Raw genomic sequence first — 16,521 nt, forward strand, 5'->3', positions numbered from 1 at the left:
TAATGTGAACATCTTGGATGCATCAGATTAATTTAAACATTTCAATAAAAAGATAAGCTTACTCAGGGATTATTGATTAACAACCATATAAAAGAATCTATTTTAGTTTTAGAGAATATACTGGTATTCGCGCCTTACCAGCCGCATGACGTGCCGTATGAGACAGATGTATGCGCTTGAGCATACAGCGGCTCATGCGGACGTGCGGCCAGCGCGAATGCCAATAGAGAGTAGATTCCCTTCCACCTTAATCCCATTGAATCCGCTCCATAGAAAGTAGAATTTCGGATGCGTGTTTGCCGCACGATCTTTCTAAGCCTCCGCAGGATGAGTCGCTCCTAAGTCGCTCTCACATCATTTACGGGGTCTCATTCTTCGCGATCTTGCGGTGTGTAACGCGCACATCTGGGATGCATCAGTTTAAATTGAAACAATCCATTAAAAAGATAAGCCTACTCAGGATTATTGATTAACAACCATATAACAGAATCTACTTTATTATTAGAGAAGATACTGGTATTCGCGCATTGCCAGCCGTATGAAACAGAGAAGTACGCTAGTGCATACAGCGGCACTTGCGGACGTGCGACCAGCGCGAATGCCAATAAAGAGTAGATTCCCCTTTCACTTAAGCCCAATGATTCCGCTACATAGAAAATAGAAATTTGTATATGCGCTTGCCGCACGCTACCCAGGATGAATAGCTCCTCTGTCGCTCTCACATCCTTCGCGCTCTTGCGACGTCTAAGTCGCTTATGCTGGAAATAGTTTTACTCACATCAAAAAGACTGTTTGACAATTTATATCAAACAGTCTTCATAATTATTCTTTTTCTATTTCAATTAATAAATCACCAGTGGAAATAGCTTCTCCTGCAACTACATGAATCTCTTTAATTACTCCGTTGAAAGGTGCTTGAACTGTTGTTTCCATCTTCATGGCTTCCGTAATAAGTAAGTGTTGCCCTCTTTTCACTTTACTTCCAATCGAAACAGCTACTTTTAGTACAGTACCTGGCATAGTTGCACCTATATGTTGCTCATTAGTTACATCTACTTTCGGTCGAGACAAATGACTAACTTCGATTGTCAGATCTTGAATGGAAACTTCACGTGGCTGACCATTCAATTCAAAGTAGATAATTCTGTTGCCATCGTGAGTTGGCTCACTAATAGAAACCAATTTAATCATTAAAGTCTTTCCTACTTCAATCTCTACTTCGATTTCTTCTCCAAGCTTCATGCCATATAAGAAAGTAGGTGTATCTAGTACTGAAACATCTCCGAAGTTCTTTTCTGTAGTAGCATATTCATCGAATACTTTAGGATAAAGCGTATATGCTAAAATTTCTTGACTCGTTACAGGACGTCCTAGTTTATTGAATAATTCTTCTCTCACTGCTTTAAAATCAATTGGCTCCAGTAATTCTCCAGGTCTTACTGTAATTGCCTGACGATCCTTTAATATTACTTCTTGCAGTTCTTTTGGGAACCCACCGTACGGCTGACCAATATACCCTTCAAAAAACTCGATAACAGAGTCTGGGAAATCAATCGTTTTTCCTCGTGTTATCACTGAAATTTCATCCAGATTATTTTGTACCATGAACAGCGCCATATCCCCAACAATTTTAGATGAAGGCGTAACTTTTACCACGTCTCCAAAGAGTAAGTTAACTCGAGAATACATCTCTTTTACTTCTTCCCAGCGTTCGCCTAGTCCTACACCCTTTGCTTGTTGTTGAAGATTACTATATTGTCCTCCTGGCATTTCATGTACATAAATCTCTGTATGTGGGCTCATCATTCCACTTTCAAAATCTTGATAGTATTTACGTACATCTTCCCAATAATAGGATAACTTTTCAAAAGCATTTATATCACCGATTACTTCTCTGTTGCTCCCTTTTAACGCATAACTCAATGTACTTGCGCTCGGTTGGGATGTCAAACCAGCCATCGCACCTAAAGCCGTATCTACAATATCTACTCCAGCTTCTATAGCTTTTGCATACATATAAATTCCGTTTCCACTTGTATCATGTGTATGCAGATGAATTGGTAGATCCACTGTGCTTTTAAGTTCACTAATCAATCTAAAAGCCGCTTCTGGCTTTAATAGACCCGCCATGTCCTTAATCGCCAAAATATGCGCTCCTGCGGCTTCTAACTCTTTTGCCATATCTTTATAGTACTGCACCGTATATTTGGCACGTGAGTCATCTAAAATGTCTCCTGTGTAGCATATAGCCGCCTCAGCTATCTTTCCAGATTGTCGAGTAGCATCTATTGCAACTTCCATCCCTTTGATCCAGTTCAGGCTATCAAAAATTCGGAATACATCTATACCTGCTTCTGCCGACTCTTGAATAAACTCTCGAATGACATTATCCGGATAGTTTTTATATCCAACAGCATTTGCCCCTCGGAATAACATTTGAAAAAGAACATTTGGAATCATTTGTCGCATTTTTAGTAGACGATCCCATGGATTCTCTTTTAAGAAACGGTAGGCAACGTCAAACGTAGCTCCTCCCCACATTTCAAAAGAAAACAAGTTATGCATCCCATGGGCTGATTCTGTTGCTATTTCAAACATATCGTACGATCGAACACGCGTCGCGAGAAGTGACTGATGGGCATCCCTAAAAGTTGTGTCTGTTAGTAATACACCTTTTTGTTCCTTCACCCAGTTGACTACCCCTTCTGGGCCATGTTGCTCTAAAATTTGTTTTGTTCCAATTTTAGGTAGTGCTGTTAAGTCAACTTTTGGTTTTCTTGCAGTACTAAAAATAGGTTTAGATTTTTTCTTCTCCACACCAGGAAAACCATTAACAGAAACATTACCAATATAATTTAATAGCTTTGTTCCACGGTCTTTCCTATTAGGGAATAAAAATAGTTCAGGAGTTGAATCAATAAAACTTGTATTAAATTTTCCTGAAAGGAAGCTTGGATGCTTTACAACATTTTCTAAAAAAGGAATATTAGTTTTTATCCCTCTTATTCTGAATTCCTGCAAATTTCTGTCCATTTTAGCTGCAGCTTCTTTAAATGTCATGCCCCAAGTCGAAACCTTCACTAACAATGAATCATAATAAGGAGTGATAACAGCTCCTTGAAACCCGTTTCCAGCATCTAAGCGTACACCAAAACCACCACCTGACCGATAAACCATAAGCTTTCCTGTATCAGGCATAAAATTATTCAATGGGTCTTCTGTTGTTACACGTGACTGAATCGCAAAACCAAAGAGCGGAATATTATCCTGACTCGGAATTCCCATTTCTTCACTGTTTAAAGCTAAACCATCAGCGATTTTGATTTGTGCATGTACAATATCAACACCAGTAATCATTTCTGTTATCGTATGTTCTACTTGTATACGAGGATTTACTTCAATAAAATAAAAATCATTTTCCGTTACTAAAAATTCAACTGTTCCTGCATTTATGTAAGATACATTTTTCATCAACTGAACTGCAGCTTGGCAAATGCTATCTCGTAATTCGGAACTCAAAGAATTAGAAGGAGCAATCTCTACCACCTTTTGATGTCTTCTTTGAATCGAACAGTCCCGTTCATACAAATGGATGAGATTACCTTGATTATCTCCAAGAATTTGGACTTCTATATGTTTTGGCTGATCAATGAATTTTTCTACGTACACTTCATCTGATCCAAATGCCGCCTTTGCTTCTGATTTTGCACGTTCATATGCACTATCCAATTCCTCTTCTGTTTGAACGACACGCATTCCACGTCCTCCGCCACCAAGAGAAGCTTTAATCATTAGCGGATAGCCATGTGCTTTACCAAACGCACGAACATCTTCCAAATTTTCTACTGGACCATCGCTTCCTGGAATAACAGGTATACCAGCCTTCACAGCCTGATCACGTGCTTTAACTTTGTCTCCAAACATATCGAGATGCTCGGATGTAGGTCCAATAAAGATGATGCCTTCTTCCTCACAACGTCTTGCAAAGTCAACATTCTCTGAAAGAAAACCATATCCTGGATGAATAGCATCAGCATTACTTTTTTTCGCTATTCGGATAATATCTTCTATATCCAAGTAAGCGTCAATTGGTTTTTTTCCATCTCCAACCAAGTAAGATTCATCTGATTTAAATCGATGAAAAGAGCCAATATCTTCTCTTGAATAAATAGCTACTGTACGTAGATTTAACTCTGTACAAGCCCGGAAAATTCGAATCGCTATTTCCCCTCTGTTAGCGACTACTATTTTATTGATTTTTTTCATCCCTACACCCCTTATCTTATCCTTTGGTTTTCTCATACTTTACAAACATTGAGACATTCATCAGTATCCCCATTGCTGCGGATAACAATATAATGGAGGTCCCCCCGTAACTGATAAACGGTAAAGGCACTCCGGTAAGTGGGATTATTCCCAGCATGCCACCTAAGTTAACAAATGTTTGAAATCCTATAATACTACCAATTCCAGCAGCTATCATACGAGCCTGAGGATCTTTTGTAGTGATGGCAATCATTATTGCCTTAAATACAAGAAAAAACAGTCCTAATAAAACGATTAATACCCCTATAATCCCAAGTTCCTCGGCAATAATTGCCATTATAAAATCCGTATGTGGTTCCGGAAGATATCCAAATTTCTGATTCGAGTTCCCCAACCCTAAACCTTTTAAACCACCAGAACCTATCGCAATATAACCATTTACAATCTGATAGCCATAGCCTTGTTCATAATCAAAAGGATTAAAGAAAGCTTCTAGTCTGCCTCTTCTATGTGGAGTCAATAAAGTATCCTTCATCAAGTAAATCGCAACGAGACCTAATGTAATTACCATACCAATTAATCCAATAATTTTGGAAAATGACTTAAATTTTATTCCACTAGCAGCAATTACAGAAATTGCAACAAAGCTAATTATCATTGTATTTCCTACATCTGTTTCCATCATAATTGACACAAATACAAAAAATAACACGATGAGAGGCGGCCCAACAGATTCGTTTAGTTTATCTAATGTTCCATTTTCATATTTCTTCGTAAATATCCCTGCAAAATATAAAACTATTACAATTTTCGCAACTTCTGATGGTTGAATATTACCAAAACCTAAGTGAATCCAACTCTGTGAACCACTTTCCCCACCCGAACCAATAAAATGCACTAAAAATAAAAGCGTAAACATCACGAGTAGCATTAACTGCATTACAACTTTATTTTTATAATGTTTATACGGAAAAAAAGCAGTCAGGAAGAAAACTGGAATACAAAGTAATAAGTTTAGCTTTTGCTTGTTAAAAAAATAGTCGGGTTCCCAACCATAATTAAGAACCGACCAACCAAAACTAGCACTATATATCATTACTAAACCAAATAGGCAAAGTAACAAATAAACAAAGAATAACGGATAATCAAAGTTTTTTACATAACGTTTAATATACGGAATCATTTTAAAACCTCTATTTCATAATTTAAAACTATTATTTTAATATAACAAATAAATATTTCTAGAAAAAAAACTCAAACAGTATTTTTGTTTGAGTTTTATAATTATTTTTCTGTATGGATCTCATGTAAAATTGATAACTCTTTTTCAAGTGAAGCTATAATTTCTTTTCCTTCACTTTTCTCTAAAAGCCCTAGCTTTACCGCAAAGTCAATTTCACGTGACAAACCAAACATTTGAGTGTCCAGAACCTCTTCATAGAGAGGGCATTGAGGCATCGTTAAGTTATCCATCTGCACTTTTATAAGTTGTGCAATCTTTTCCGCATCTTTTTTCAAAAGCTCTAATGCTTTATCTTGATACGAAATTTGTATATTAGTATCCATGAGGACGCCCCCATTATTATAATTTCTAATTGTTTTACCTCCCTAAAGTGTATCTTTTGCGTAAGAAAAATGCAAGTGTTCTCTCATCTTACATTTTGATATAATTAATTATTCTTTAAGACTTTTCGATTTAAAGGTATACTTATATAGATTAGATAGTCTAGAGGAGGCAATTGTTTTGGAACAAATTATTCCTATTAAGGGTGCAGTAAAATTTAATATTACTTTAGATCCTACCGTATGGATTTTTGATGATCGTAGAATCGATTTGGATGATTTCTTTTCTGGTAAGTACGAATATAAAGATGAGTTAGAGGAGTATACAAAAGTTACTTCTGCTCATTGGTCTCGAGAAATCATTGAAGGCTCAACTAACCCACCGACATTAAAAACTGAAAAAAAATACGAGCGCACAAAAGTATTAACAAGTACTTTTGGTATTGACCTAAAGCAATTCATTTTAAATGCTGAGCCTTTAAATGATGCTACTACACTTGTTGTGGAAACTACTGATAGTGAACATACATTTTCTTTAAAAGAACTAGACTCCCTCTTATTGAAGTTTAGCCATAAAGGAAAGCCACTACGAGAAGATGGTCCTGTTCACATACTAAAAAAAGATGGATCCAATATCAATAACCCCATCAATAATATTACAGCATTTCGTATAGAATAGGAGGTAGCTTTATGAAGGTACAATGTGCCATTTGCGACCGAATTGACGAGCTTCCAAATGACTTGCCATTAGCGAAGAAATTAAGAAATCGACCTATTCACACTTATATGTGTCCAACCTGCCATGACAGAATAGAAGAAAAAACACTTGACCGATTAGCGACCGGCAAATTTATTTTTTACAAAACTTCAAAGCTTATTGAAAATGAATTTTAACTAGAAAAGAAAAAGCTCGACTACACTAAGTAGTCGAGCTTTTAGGTTGCGGACAAAGTCATTATTAGTCGGTGTTTCTTCAGGCTGTCTTGAAAACGCTTGTCAGTCGAGGCGCGAGCACAAGGCGGAAGCGAATAGAACTTATAGTTCATGAGCTTACAACGATGTGCAAACGCTCTTGTTTGCGACGAGCTTGGCACAGGAGCAAGCAACGAAGAATGCGAGCGTTTGTCAACAGTCTGAAAGCTCGACTACACTAAGTAGTCGAGCTTTTTCTTTTCTCCAGTCGTAAGCGAATTTTATAAATAATGAGGATTAATGCTGCAACAATTAGCCCTTCTACAACAGGAAGGAAAAAAGCTAAAAATGTTAGCATCAAACATCCGATAAATAAAAACGCATAAATGACTATATTTTGACCAATACGTAATTTTTTTGCAAATCCTAGCTTATAAACAAGGACGGATAGCAAGAAAATCACTAAAAATAATACATAACCCGCTATATCGTAGGATGGCATTGCCTCGTAAATATATCTTGCAATACTAGACATTCTACCAAATACGAATTGCTTTTCCTCCAAGGTTTTTCACCCTTTCAGTTCCTATTCCAGTTCTGCATTTTTCTTTTTCTTTGCGACACGTTCGCGTTCATTTTTATCTAAAATTTGTTTACGTAAACGAATTGATTGAGGAGTAATTTCTAGATACTCATCTTCGCCTAAATATTCTATCGCTTCTTCAAGAGTTAAAATACGAGGTTTTTTAATCACGTTTGTTTGATCTTTGTTAGCTGAACGAATATTCGTTTTTTGTTTCATTTTTGTAATATTAACAGTGATATCAGCATCACGAGTATTCTCTCCGACAACCATACCTTCATAAATTTCAGTACCTGGTTCTACGAATAATGTACCACGATCTTCTATTTGCATCATTCCATAAGTTGATGCTTTACCAGTTTCCATTGAAACAAGTACTCCTTGGTGACGTCCACCAACACGACCTGAAACTACTGGTTGATAACTATCAAAAGTGTGGTTAATGATACCAAATCCTTTAGTCAGAGACATAAATTCAGTAGTATACCCGATTAATCCACGAGCTGGAACCATGAAGATCAAACGAACTTGACCATTACCATTGTTGACCATGTCAATCATTTCACCTTTACGAGTACCCATAGATTCGATAATAGAACCTACACTATCTTCTGGCACATCAATTTGAACACGCTCAACAGGTTCGCATTTTACACCATCAATTTCTCTAATAATTACTTTCGGTTTGGAAACTTGTAATTCATATCCTTCACGACGCATATTTTCGATTAAAATCGATAAGTGAAGCTCACCACGACCAGAAACTGTCCAAGCATCAGGAGAGTCTGTATCTTCAACTCGTAATGATACATCTGTTTGTAATTGAGCACGTAAACGTTCTTCTATTTTACGTGAAGTAACCCATTTACCTTCACGACCTGCGAATGGTGAGTTATTTACTAAGAATGTCATTTGTAGAGTTGGTTCATCGATACGTAATGGTGTTAAAGCTTCAGGATGGTCTGTAGGACAAACTGTCTCACCTACATTAATTTCTTCCATACCAGATACCGCAATTAAATCTCCTGCTTTAGCTGACTGGATTTCTTCACGCTTTAATCCAAAGAAACCGAAAATTTTTGTTACACGGTAATTTTTCACCGAGCCATCTAGTTTCATAAGAGAAATTTGTTGCCCTACTTCAATTGTTCCGCGGAATACACGACCAATACCAATACGTCCTACATAATCATTATAGTCAAGTAATGCTACCTGGAATTGTAGTGGTTCGTCTGAGTTATCAATCGGTGCTGGAATTGCTTCGACAATCATGTCGAATAGACATTTCATGTTTTCTTCTTGGTTAGCAGGGTCTGGATCTAATGAAGCAGTACCGTTTACACCAGAAGCATATACAACTGGGAATTCTAATTGATCTTCATCTGCACCTAATTCTATTAATAGTTCTAAAACTTCATCTACTACTTCTAGTGGACGAGCAGAATCTTTATCTACTTTGTTAACTACAACGATTGGTGTTAATTTTTGTTCTAATGCTTTTTTCAATACGAAACGCGTTTGAGGCATACAACCCTCATATGCATCGACAACTAGTAAAACGCCGTCTACCATTTTTAAGATACGTTCTACCTCACCGCCGAAATCAGCATGTCCAGGTGTATCCAGGATATTGATGCGAGAACCATTATAATCTACTGCTGTATTTTTAGCTAAAATCGTAATACCGCGTTCACGCTCAATATCATTCGAGTCCATTGCACGTTCTTCAACGTGTTCATTTGAACGAAATGTACCAGATTGTTTTAATAATTGATCGACTAGTGTCGTTTTTCCATGGTCAACGTGTGCTATAATTGCAATGTTTCGTAAATCTTGACGAATTTTTGTCATATTTCCACTCCATATTCTTTTTTTCGCGTCCATAACTGTGTTATTATAGCACAAGTGAAACTAAAGTAATAATATTTTTTATCATTATTTTTTGGAGGTAATCATTTTGGGCAACATTAAATGGATTTTTGTTCTATTTTCTCTTGGTGCAATATTATCTATGGCTTTTGTTGGAATTGCGATTGCACTTAGAAGTATCCCATTAGTAATACTAGGACTTGTCTTACTTTGCGTGGTTATGGGATATGGTTTTAAAACAAAGAAAAAAATGAGAGATCAAGGTCTACTATAATAAATCGTCGACAAGAGTTTTCTTGCCGACGATTTTTATTTTAATTTTATATAATTTGTTACTAATTCCTTATGAAGACCCGGCTTTGCAATCAAAAAAGTATTTTGTGTCAATAAATTTATTGGTTTATCTGCCAGATCCGTAACAATCGCCCCCACCTCTTTTGCAACGACCATTCCACCTGCTATATCCCATGGTGATAGCCGCATCGACATATAGGCATCCAGTTTTCCAGTTACAACATAGGCTATTTCCAATGCAGCTGACCCGTAAGATCTAGTTCCACGTACTGTTTGTAAAAGCTTAATCATACCATCATGTTCAATGTATTTATTTGGTACTACCCAACTGGCATTAATTCCAATAATGGATTGTTCAATCCTTGCTTTCTCAACGTTTGGTATTCGTAAATCATTATAATATGCTCCTTCACCAAGCGATGCAGATATTAAATCATCTTCCATCACATTATAAATATAGCCAAGTAGCCCTACTCCATCCTTATAAATACCTAGTGAAATAGCAAAGTTCTTTTTTTGATGAATAAAATTCATTGTTCCATCTATTGGATCCAACATCCAGACATACCCATTTAAATCTTGAATATCGTCACCAAATCCTTCTTCTCCAAAGATTCGATGTTCAGGAAAATCCTTTTTTATATGGCTTATAAAAAATTGTTCCGTTTCTTTATCAATATTTGTAACCAAATCGTTTGCTTCGGATTTTGTTTCAATAATAAGCTCAGTAGTAAAAGATGCTTGTATTCTACCCGCAGCTTCTTTAATGAGCGACTTAGCATATTTATCTAACTTATGTATATCCACTGCTCCCACCCTTTCTTCCCATCTACTATTCAGTATAAAGAAAAAAACACCGGCTGTCTTTTAAATAGCAGGTGTTTTTTATCTGGTATCCGAAATTATATCATCAGTTGAGCGCATTAAGTTCTCCTAACTGTTGATGTATTTCTTTAAGTCTTTCCTTTGACTTATTAATGTCTTCTTCACTCTCATCTGTCATGGCATCAAAAAGAGTCGCCAATTCATAATCCAATTCCAATTTCAAAGTTTGAATTTTTTCTTTTTCCAAGTCATTTTTACGAATAATGTGAACAACCTGTCTCATAACTAACACCCCTTCTCTTTTGAGTTGTTTCGTAATATTCGGAACTTTTTTAATAATTTATGCTAGCTATAAATTATTGGCAACTTTAAAATCCTACTTACAAGATTTTTACCCATATTTGCTATAAAATAAACATAGGAATTGAAAGGAGTTTTAAAATGAGCAATCAATTTTGGGAAAGTAAAGATTTTAATGTATTTCAAATAGATGGGTTAGAAAATAGAATGGAAGCACTCATCTCAAATATAAGACCAAAGTTTGAATTATTAGGTGAACGTTATAGCCTCTATTTTTCTGGTGTTCTTGGTGATGAATATTTTGCCCATGTTGCAAAACATGCAAGGCGTTCCGTCAACCCTCCAAAGGACAGTTGGGTAGCATTTTCTCCTTATAAACGAGGATATAAAGCTTTACCTCATTTTCAAATAGGACTTTGGGGAAGCCATTTATTTATTATTGTGGCTGTTATTTATGAAGCCCCAGATAAAGTTGCTATTGCCGAACGCTTATTAAAGAAAAAAGCGTTGTTCAATAAACTTCCTAAGGATTTTATTGTATCGGGAGATCATATGAAGCAGGATGCTATACCTTTAAAGGAAGCCAAGAAAACAGAACTTGAGCAATTATTGACTCGCCTTCGTGATGTAAAAAAAGGAGAGTTTCTAGTGGGTAGACATATCCCTAGGGAAGAAGCAGTTAAACTAACGGAAGAAGAATTTTTGCGAATAGTGGAAGATACTTTTGAGCAGCTTTTACCTATTTATAAAGCAATGACAAATATGAAAGTAGCACGCGCTACTAAATAATTTGATAAATTAGCCCCTTTTTTAAAGGGGCTTGTTTATTTTTAACTGGATAGAAAACATTTTACATAAAGTCTGTTTACATTAACCTTTTATAATGGTGCTATCATCTTTTTCTTTCATTTGTTTTATGATGGGATAACTTGCATATCCACTTTCTTTTTCAAAATCACGAAAATACGTTTTTTCTTCTGCAATAGAAGGGACTATTTCTTTAAAACGACGATACTTTTTCAATAATTCCTCTCGTTTTATACCCTTTTCATAAGCTTTTTCAATTGCCTCGAAAAACTGAACGACATCAACTATTTCTTCTGTCGACCAGTCAATGGAGAATGGATATGTATATTCCATTTCCTCAACCTCCTATAATGACCATTTTTTCCTTATTTCTGTAGCATCTGAAACCATTTGTTGAAATAATTCTTGTACAGAAGGGATGTTATTTATCAATCCGACCCCTTGACCAGCCCATCCAAATCCTTTTTCAGCGTTACCTTCATAAATGAATTGTTTGTTTGCCTCACCACTAATATAGTCCTTTAAAGCATCATATGTCGGATTTTCCTTTTCAATACTCAGAATCGTTTGGGTCCAACTACCTTTTAGCGCTCTAGCTGGAGCTCCGATCGACCTTTTAATAACTACTGTGTCTGTTTCTCCACTTTCTAATATGGCATTTTTATATGCAGGAGATGCATGTACACACTCCTTAGTAGCGATGAAACGAGTACCCATTTCGATTCCCTCAGCCCCTAATGCATGTGCTGCCATCCAACCTCGTCCGTCTGCTATTCCACCAGATGCTATTACCGGAATCGATACTGCGTCTACAACCTGTGGGATTAGTACCATAGAACCTATATCATCTCTTCCAAGGTGCCCCCCACCTTCTTGTCCGACTACCATTACTGCATCAGCACCAAGCTGCTCCGCTTTTTGTGCTTGTCTTTTTGCCGCTACCAATACTAATTTTTTAATGGACGTTTTTTCCAAAGCCTCTAATATTGGAGCTGGATTTCCACCAGTCATTGAAATAACAGGAACGTTTTCATCAATTGCCACTTGCAGCATATGTTCATAAGGTCGTCCTGTTTGTCCAATAGCAAAATTTACTCCAAATGGTTTATCTGTCAACTCTCTTACTTTTTTAATTTCCTCTCTTAATTCTTCTGGTGTTTTTAAGCTCATTGCCGTCACTTGACCGAGTCCACCTGCATTTGATACTGCCGCACATAAGTCCGAATATGCCAAGTAGGCAAGTCCACCTTGAATAATTGGATATTCTATCCCTAGTAGATCTGTTACATTTGTTTGAAAATTCATCCTATTCCCTCCCTTGATTTTAAGTGTAAAATAATTAATCACTTGAATCAATTCACAAATATTTTTATAGAAATAGAATTAGCGAAGTGCTATAATTCATTTGTTTTAAAAAAAGTGTTTGAAGTTGTTGGATTATGTCAAAATTTGTAGTAATTAATGTCATTAAACTAGACAAAAAATAATATTAGAGGTGGTATGAGCGTTGTCACAATTAGAAACTCCTTTGTTCGATGCATTATTGAAGCATCGTAACCGTCATCCTATCCAGTTTCATATTCCTGGGCATAAAAAAGGGAAAGGGATGGATCCTGCATTTCGAGAGTTTGTTGGAGATAATGTACTTTCCATAGATTTAATCAATATCGCTCCTTTAGATGACTTACACTCTCCTAAAGGTGCTATAAAAAAAGCACAACATTTGGCTGCTGAAGCCTTCGGAGCAGATCATACATTTTTCTCTGTCCAAGGTACGAGTGGTGCCATTATGACGATGATTCTTACTATTTGTGGTCCTGGAGATAAATTACTAGTCCCACGAAATGTTCATAAATCTATTATGTCAGCAATCGTTTTTGCAGGAGCAATACCTATTTTTATCCATCCAGAAGTTGATAAAGTGTTAGGAATTTCTCATGGGATATCTGCTGAATCTGTTGAAAAAGCGCTACAAGAACACCCGGATGCAAAAGGTTTACTTGTTATTAATCCAACTTATTTCGGATTTGCGGCTAACTTAAAACAAATTGTAGACATCTCACATAAACATGGGATTCCTGTAGTTGTAGATGAGGCACATGGTGTCCATATTCATTTCCATCCTTCCTTACCAATTTCAGCTATGCAAGCAGGAGCAGATATGGCAGCTACATCTGTACACAAATTGGGCGGTTCGATGACACAAAGCTCTGTGTTAAACGTAAGAGAAGGTTTAGTTTCAGCAAAACGAGTACAATCCATTATTTCAATGCTTACGACAACTTCGACTTCCTATCCACTTCTAGCGTCATTAGACACTGCTAGACGCCAATTAGCAATTCATGGGGAGGATTTAATAGGAGAGGTCATAAGGCTTGCTAAAGATACACGTAAGCGGATTAATGTAATACCACATTTGCATTGTGCAGGAGAAGAAATTTTACAAACTTCTGCTACCTTTGATATGGATCCAACAAAATTATTAATAAGTGTAAAAAACTTAGGTATAACTGGTTATGCTGCAGAATCTTGGTTAAGAGAAAATGCAAATATAGAAGTTGAACTTTCCGATTTATATAATATTCTATGCTTATTTACTATTGGAGATACGAAGAAAGAAGCAAACATCTTAGTCAATGCACTCACTAGAATGGTAGCGGCATTTGAATCTGAAGCTGTTATTGTGGAGCCATCGGTTTCTTTACCAGATATACCAGGTTTAGCGATGTCCCCACGCGATGCTTTTTATGCGAAAACGGAATCCATCCCTTTAGTTAAAGCAAGTGGGCGGATTTCTGCAGAGTTCGTAATGGTTTATCCACCTGGAATTCCTATTTTTATTCCCGGGGAAATAATTACGCAAGGGAATATCGATTATATTCAAATGAACATAGAAGCAGGGCTACCTGTACAAGGCCCCGAAGATGATACGTTAGAGATGATTCATGTGATTAGAGAACAACAAGCAATAAAATAAACAAAATAAAACAGTCTTGCCTGAGCAATAAGATCTCGTTGGCAAGACTGTTTTTTATATGATTAAAGCAAATAGTGGACATATAAAAGCACCTAACACCGCACTTAGCGTCATTGATACGGAACCCATCGACAAGACCTGTTCCCCGTATTCTGATAGTTTAGCCACACCAAATCCGTGTGAAGCACCGCCTATAGCGACTCCTCTACTAATCGCTTTTTCTATATGACAAATTTTAAAGATAAAAGGTCCTAATAACGAACCTGTTAATCCTGCAACTATTACGAATACAGCAGTCAAAGCTGGATTTCCATCTATTGATTGACTTATTTGCATAGCTACAGGAGTTGTAATCGATTTCGATAGCAATGAAAGTATTAATTCATCGTCTAATCTTAATAATTTTGCAAATAATATTATACTAATAAGTCCTGAAAACATGGCCACAATAATACTAGTCATTATAGGGAACTTATATTTTTTTATAATGCCTCTTTGCATATATAGTGGATATGCAAGACTTACAACAGCTGGACCTAACATCGCATCTATCCACTTAGCTCCATGCATATATTGTTCATAAGGAATGGAAAGAGAGCTTAATAGAATAATTAATATAATCGTAGTTGTTAACACCGGGAATAAAAAAGGAGATGAAAAACGCATATATATCTTAGTCATAAGGTAATAGATTAATATAGTGCCCAATATTATGGCGATTACATCCATTTACTCTTCCTCCTTTACTGCTTGCTTAGTCTCCAAGTATTGCCCTACTCTTCCAGAAATGATTATCGTAATAATAGTACTTATAATAACAGATAATATAAGCAACAAACCTTGGAAAGACAAAAGTTCTGGATAATTCATTACACCAACTGTGGCTGGTACAAAAAATAAGGTCAATACACTAAGTAAAAAACCAGCTCCATCTTTTATTAATGAAATTGGTATTAGTTTAAAATATAAACCGGCAAACAGTAATATCAAACCTATAATACTACCTGGAAACTTAATATGTAATGACTGTACAATAACTGTTCCTAAAAAAGAAAACATATATAAGATAAGAATTTGAAATACAACTCGTAAGTATTTAAATATATATATCAATTTAAAGCTCCTAACAATTAGTAATATGCAATATTTTACTCCTTTACGTTCCATCGGTCTATTAGAACAAAAAAACATCTGGGAGAATATATGTATCACCCAAATGTTTTAAAGATTTTTATTCGATTCCTTTAATAGAATGTGGGTCAATCAGGTCATAACCTTTTGCTCTAAAACCTTCCACAATACTAGGCAACGCACCTGCTGTCCATGAACGATCATGCATCAACAAGTTTGCACCATCAGTCAAATATTCTGTATTCAACATGATTTCTGTAAGGCTATCTGCATCCATATATTGTTTTTCCCAGTCATAGCCATACGTCCAGTTCATGAGTAGCATACCTTCACTTTGGACCAAGGATCTACTGTAATCTGTATTAACACCAAAAGGAGCTCTGAAAAATTTAGGCTTCTCTCCAGTTACTGCCTCCACTGTCTCATTTACTCTAATTATTTCTTCTCTTTGCTCTTCCTCTGAGCTATTTTTTAAATTTACATGTGTCTGCGTGTGATTACCTATAGAAAAGCCCATATCATAAATCGCTTTTAAATTAGCTTTTTCTTCCTCTGTTTCAATAAAATGTCCATTAACAAAAAAGATGGCAGGCGCATTCAATTCTTTCAATATTTTCGCCATTTCTAAAGCATTTTTATCTGGTGCATCATCAATTGTTAATAAAACAGCCTTCGGATTAGCGGCTCCAATAGGTTTCAATGTCCAGTTTGCTTCGTTTAATTCATAAAGTATTTCCGGTACCTCTTCTACAGGTTCCTCTTCTTGTTTTTCTGTATCTTGTACAGTCTCTTCGTCAGCTGTTACTTCAATCTTTTCTTCGCTTTCTTTTTTTACTGTCGGTTCTTCCTTTTCTGCTCTACAAGCTGAAAGTACAAGAATCAATGCTGCAAGTATTACCCATTTTGTAAGTTTCAATATGATCACCCTGCCCTTCCATATGTATTTTACCACTAAAAAAAGGATGTTGTGTAGAGTATTTCCACACAACATCCT

General features: G+C 36.2%; 17 protein-coding genes. 5 read left to right on the plus strand and 12 right to left on the minus strand.

Translation table 11 applies throughout. From position 1 onward, the window contains the following. Positions 1-822 precede the first annotated feature (822 nt). The 3 genes from pyc to PGC35_RS00530 all read right to left on the minus strand — a co-directional run bounded on the left by pyc (position 823) and on the right by PGC35_RS00530 (position 5,832). Positions 823-4,266 carry a pyruvate carboxylase gene (pyc, locus tag PGC35_RS00520; protein ID WP_375217790.1) on the minus strand — a complete coding sequence of 1,148 codons (3,444 nt, stop codon included), beginning with the start codon at positions 4,264-4,266 and terminating at the stop codon, positions 823-825. A 16-nt stretch (positions 4,267-4,282) separates the two neighbouring features. Beyond that, entirely contained in the window at positions 4,283-5,449 is a 1,167-nt protein-coding gene (locus PGC35_RS00525; RefSeq protein ID WP_053590136.1) for an FtsW/RodA/SpoVE family cell cycle protein, read from the minus strand. A 101-nt stretch (positions 5,450-5,550) separates the two neighbouring features. Next, the gene (locus PGC35_RS00530; RefSeq protein ID WP_053590137.1) at positions 5,551-5,832 is read right to left on the minus strand and encodes an Fpa/YlaN family protein; all 282 of its coding nucleotides are present in this window, start codon (positions 5,830-5,832) and stop codon (positions 5,551-5,553) included. A gap of 178 nt (positions 5,833-6,010) precedes the next feature. Here PGC35_RS00530 and PGC35_RS00535 point away from each other — a divergent pair, with 178 nt between their 5' ends. Next, positions 6,011-6,508: a hypothetical protein gene (locus tag PGC35_RS00535; protein WP_053590138.1), complete on the plus strand. Its 498-nt coding sequence runs from the start codon at positions 6,011-6,013 to the stop codon at positions 6,506-6,508. A gap of 11 nt (positions 6,509-6,519) precedes the next feature. Next, positions 6,520-6,723, plus strand: coding sequence for a YlaI family protein (locus tag PGC35_RS00540; RefSeq protein WP_053590139.1), 204 nt, complete (start codon positions 6,520-6,522; stop codon positions 6,721-6,723). Between the two features lie 256 nt (positions 6,724-6,979). On the opposite strand, the gene PGC35_RS00545 is transcribed toward PGC35_RS00540, so the two are convergent. Then, positions 6,980-7,306 carry a YlaH-like family protein gene (locus PGC35_RS00545; RefSeq protein ID WP_231687550.1) on the minus strand — a complete coding sequence of 109 codons (327 nt, stop codon included), beginning with the start codon at positions 7,304-7,306 and terminating at the stop codon, positions 6,980-6,982. 21 nt (positions 7,307-7,327) lie between these two features. Beyond that, positions 7,328-9,175, minus strand: coding sequence for a translational GTPase TypA (typA, locus tag PGC35_RS00550; RefSeq protein ID WP_053590140.1), 1,848 nt, complete (start codon positions 9,173-9,175; stop codon positions 7,328-7,330). Between the two features lie 106 nt (positions 9,176-9,281). Between typA and PGC35_RS00555 the strand changes: the two genes are divergently transcribed. Next, positions 9,282-9,467 (plus strand): YlaF family protein, encoded by a 186-nt coding sequence (locus tag PGC35_RS00555; protein WP_056827425.1) that lies wholly within the window; start codon positions 9,282-9,284, stop codon positions 9,465-9,467. 35 nt (positions 9,468-9,502) lie between these two features. Here the strand turns inward: PGC35_RS00555 and PGC35_RS00560 are convergent, their stop codons facing one another. Together PGC35_RS00560 and PGC35_RS00565 are read right to left on the minus strand one after the other, a co-directional pair. Beyond that, positions 9,503-10,294, minus strand: a complete 792-nt coding sequence (locus tag PGC35_RS00560; RefSeq protein ID WP_056829058.1) for an inositol monophosphatase family protein — start codon at positions 10,292-10,294, stop codon at positions 9,503-9,505. Positions 10,295-10,397: 103 nt separating this feature from the next. After that, on the minus strand, positions 10,398-10,595 hold the full coding sequence (locus PGC35_RS00565) for a hypothetical protein (protein ID WP_375217791.1): 198 nt from the start codon (positions 10,593-10,595) through the stop codon (positions 10,398-10,400). Positions 10,596-10,753: 158 nt separating this feature from the next. On the opposite strand from PGC35_RS00565, the gene PGC35_RS00570 reads away from it, so the two are divergent. Continuing rightward, the gene (locus tag PGC35_RS00570; RefSeq protein ID WP_375217792.1) at positions 10,754-11,401 is read left to right on the plus strand and encodes a YktB family protein; all 648 of its coding nucleotides are present in this window, start codon (positions 10,754-10,756) and stop codon (positions 11,399-11,401) included. Positions 11,402-11,482: 81 nt separating this feature from the next. Here the strand turns inward: PGC35_RS00570 and PGC35_RS00575 are convergent, their stop codons facing one another. Continuing rightward, positions 11,483-11,752 carry a UPF0223 family protein gene (locus PGC35_RS00575; protein WP_053590144.1) on the minus strand — a complete coding sequence of 90 codons (270 nt, stop codon included), beginning with the start codon at positions 11,750-11,752 and terminating at the stop codon, positions 11,483-11,485. A gap of 12 nt (positions 11,753-11,764) precedes the next feature. Further along, positions 11,765-12,724 (minus strand): NAD(P)H-dependent flavin oxidoreductase, encoded by a 960-nt coding sequence (locus PGC35_RS00580; RefSeq protein ID WP_056827428.1) that lies wholly within the window; start codon positions 12,722-12,724, stop codon positions 11,765-11,767. A 202-nt stretch (positions 12,725-12,926) separates the two neighbouring features. On the opposite strand from PGC35_RS00580, the gene PGC35_RS00585 reads away from it, so the two are divergent. Beyond that, positions 12,927-14,396, plus strand: a complete 1,470-nt coding sequence (locus PGC35_RS00585; protein ID WP_375217793.1) for an aminotransferase class I/II-fold pyridoxal phosphate-dependent enzyme — start codon at positions 12,927-12,929, stop codon at positions 14,394-14,396. A gap of 54 nt (positions 14,397-14,450) precedes the next feature. Here PGC35_RS00585 and PGC35_RS00590 read toward each other — a convergent pair whose 3' ends face one another. The 3 genes from PGC35_RS00590 to PGC35_RS00600 all read right to left on the minus strand — a co-directional run bounded on the left by PGC35_RS00590 (position 14,451) and on the right by PGC35_RS00600 (position 16,443). Beyond that, positions 14,451-15,125 carry an LrgB family protein gene (locus PGC35_RS00590; RefSeq protein WP_375217794.1) on the minus strand — a complete coding sequence of 225 codons (675 nt, stop codon included), beginning with the start codon at positions 15,123-15,125 and terminating at the stop codon, positions 14,451-14,453. After that, positions 15,126-15,509, minus strand: a complete 384-nt coding sequence (locus PGC35_RS00595; RefSeq protein WP_256363910.1) for a CidA/LrgA family protein — start codon at positions 15,507-15,509, stop codon at positions 15,126-15,128. A gap of 118 nt (positions 15,510-15,627) precedes the next feature. Further along, positions 15,628-16,443 (minus strand): polysaccharide deacetylase family protein, encoded by an 816-nt coding sequence (locus tag PGC35_RS00600; RefSeq protein ID WP_375217795.1) that lies wholly within the window; start codon positions 16,441-16,443, stop codon positions 15,628-15,630. Positions 16,444-16,521: the final 78 nt, after the last annotated feature.

Source organism: Psychrobacillus sp. PGGUH221 (assembly GCF_042055255.1).
Taxonomy (GTDB): domain Bacteria; phylum Bacillota; class Bacilli; order Bacillales_A; family Planococcaceae; genus Psychrobacillus.

What these genes read in the sequence shown, in the direction of transcription:
- pyc (WP_375217790.1), bottom strand. Translation starts at nt 4,266, where the DNA reads ATGAAAAAAATCAATAAAATAGTAGTCGCTAACAGAGGGGAAATAGCG.
- PGC35_RS00525 (WP_053590136.1), bottom strand. Translation starts at nt 5,449, where the DNA reads ATGATTCCGTATATTAAACGTTATGTAAAAAACTTTGATTATCCGTTA.
- PGC35_RS00530 (WP_053590137.1), bottom strand. Translation starts at nt 5,832, where the DNA reads ATGGATACTAATATACAAATTTCGTATCAAGATAAAGCATTAGAGCTT.
- PGC35_RS00540 (WP_053590139.1), top strand. Translation starts at nt 6,520, where the DNA reads ATGAAGGTACAATGTGCCATTTGCGACCGAATTGACGAGCTTCCAAAT.
- typA (WP_053590140.1), bottom strand. Translation starts at nt 9,175, where the DNA reads ATGACAAAAATTCGTCAAGATTTACGAAACATTGCAATTATAGCACAC.
- PGC35_RS00565 (WP_375217791.1), bottom strand. Translation starts at nt 10,595, where the DNA reads ATGAGACAGGTTGTTCACATTATTCGTAAAAATGACTTGGAAAAAGAA.
- PGC35_RS00570 (WP_375217792.1), top strand. Translation starts at nt 10,754, where the DNA reads ATGAGCAATCAATTTTGGGAAAGTAAAGATTTTAATGTATTTCAAATA.
- PGC35_RS00575 (WP_053590144.1), bottom strand. Translation starts at nt 11,752, where the DNA reads ATGGAATATACATATCCATTCTCCATTGACTGGTCGACAGAAGAAATA.
- PGC35_RS00580 (WP_056827428.1), bottom strand. Translation starts at nt 12,724, where the DNA reads ATGAATTTTCAAACAAATGTAACAGATCTACTAGGGATAGAATATCCA.
- PGC35_RS00590 (WP_375217794.1), bottom strand. Translation starts at nt 15,125, where the DNA reads ATGGATGTAATCGCCATAATATTGGGCACTATATTAATCTATTACCTT.